At 76.3% G+C, this 1,811-nt stretch carries 2 protein-coding genes; both read left to right on the top strand.

Annotation, left to right across the window (positions count from 1 at the left end; all coding sequences use genetic code 11):
- A partial coding sequence (locus tag B7767_RS39555) for a class I SAM-dependent methyltransferase (RefSeq protein WP_256923734.1) occupies nt 1-966 on the top strand: 966 nt, incomplete at its 5' end.
- Nucleotides 963-1,811: lysylphosphatidylglycerol synthase transmembrane domain-containing protein (locus B7767_RS39550; protein WP_085576148.1), on the top strand; the 849-nt coding region annotated here is incomplete at its 3' end. The genes B7767_RS39555 and B7767_RS39550, both read left to right, overlap by 4 nt.

Below are 1,811 nucleotides of genomic sequence, written 5' to 3'. Positions count from 1 at the left end.
CAGGCGACCACCACCCAGTACGGCGGGACGATCCCGGCCCCGCCCGGCCCCCGGGAGGTCATCCCCGGTGCCGGCCCCGCGTCCCGCCCCGGGGAGCGGGCCACCCTGCGGCTGCGGGACACCGGCGACGACGAACCGGCCCGCTACGCGCCCGAGTGGCTGCAGCTGCGGGAGCCCGCCGACGCCGCCGCCCGGTCGTACGATCTGCTCGATCCGCTGCGCATCCGGCTCGCCAACCTGCCGCGCCGGGCGGACGGTCTCGTCATCCACGACATCGGCTGCGGCACCGGCTCGATGGGCCGTTGGCTCGCCCCCCGGCTCGACGGCGCCCAGCACTGGGTCCTGCACGACCGGGACCCCTACCTGCTGCACTTCGCCGCCGTCGCCTCCCCGCGCTCCGCCGCCGACGGCAGTCATGTCACCGTCGAGACCCGGCGCGGTGACGTCGCCCGGCTCACCTCGGACGCGCTGGCCGGTGCCTCCCTGGTGACGGCGTCCGCGCTGCTCGACGTCCTCACCCGCGAGGAGGTCGGCGCCCTCGCCGCCGCCTGCGCGGGAGCCGGCTGTCCGGCCCTGCTGACGTTGTCGGTGGCCGGACGGGTGGAGCTGACCGAGCCGCATCCGCTGGACCGGGAGATCACGGAGGCGTTCAACGCCCATCAGCGGAGGGGCGGGCTGCTCGGGCCGGACGCGGTCTCGGTGGCCGCCGAGGCGTTCGCCGAGCACGGCGCGACGGTACGGATCAACCCGAGCCCCTGGCGGCTGGGTCCCGGGGAGGCCGCGTTGACCGAGCAGTGGCTGCGGGGGTGGGTCGGCGCGGCGGTGGAGGAGCGGCCGGAGCTGGCGTCGCGTGCCGACGGCTATCTGGCCGAGCGGCTGGAGGCCTGTGCGGCGGGGGAGCTGCGGGTCGTCGTCCACCACAGTGATCTGCTCGCCCTGTGCCGGCCGGCGGACGGGGCCGCATGAGCGCGTTCCTCGCCCGGATCGGCACCCGTACCGTGCGCACCCGGCTCGGGACACTTGCCGGTGTCGCCATCCTCGTGGTCCTGGTCTGGAGGCTCGGTACCGGTGTCCTCGTGGACGGGCTGCGCCGCATCGACGGGCCGACGCTGCTCGCGGGGCTCGGGATCGGGCTGGTGACCACCGTGTTCAGCGCGTGGCGCTGGGCGCTGGTCGCCCGGGGCATCGGGATCCGGCTGCCGCTGGGGGCCGCTGTCGCCGACTACTACCGTGCCCTGTTCCTCAACGCGGCGCTGCCCGGGGGTGTGCTGGGCGACGTCCACCGGGCCGTGCGGCACGGGCAGAGCGCCGGGGACATGGGGCGGGGGGTGCGGGCGGTGGTGCTGGAGCGGACCGCCGGGCAGCTCGCGCTGTTCGCCGTGGGGGCGGTGGTGCTGGTGAGCATGCCGTCGCCGGTGCTCGGCGAGGTGCGGCAGGCCGTGCCGGTGGTGGGGCTCGGTGTGCTGGGGGCCTGCGCGGTGGTGCTGGCGGTGCGGATGAACCGGGCGCCGGAGCGGAGGGCCGCCGGGCGGGGCGTGTTGGCCGAGGCACGTGAGGGGCTGTTCTCGCGTCGTAACGCGCCCGGTGTCCTCGTCTCGTCCGTCGTCGTACTGGCCGGGTACGTGGGGATGTTCGTCCTCGCCGCGGATGTCGCGGGGGCGGACGCGTCCGTGGGGGAACTGTTGCCGCTGGCCGTACTGGCGTTGCTGGCGATGGGGCTGCCGCTGAACGTGGGCGGGTGGGGGCCTCGGGAAGGGGTCACCGCCTGGGCGTTCGGGGCGGCGGGGCTGGGGGCGGGGCGGGGGCTGGCC

It is taken from the genome of Streptomyces sp. 13-12-16 (assembly GCF_002114215.1).
GTDB lineage: Bacteria > Actinomycetota > Actinomycetes > Streptomycetales > Streptomycetaceae > Streptomyces.
The sequence above is the reverse complement of the archived record's forward strand: the minus strand, read 5'-3'. Positions and strand labels throughout refer to the sequence as shown.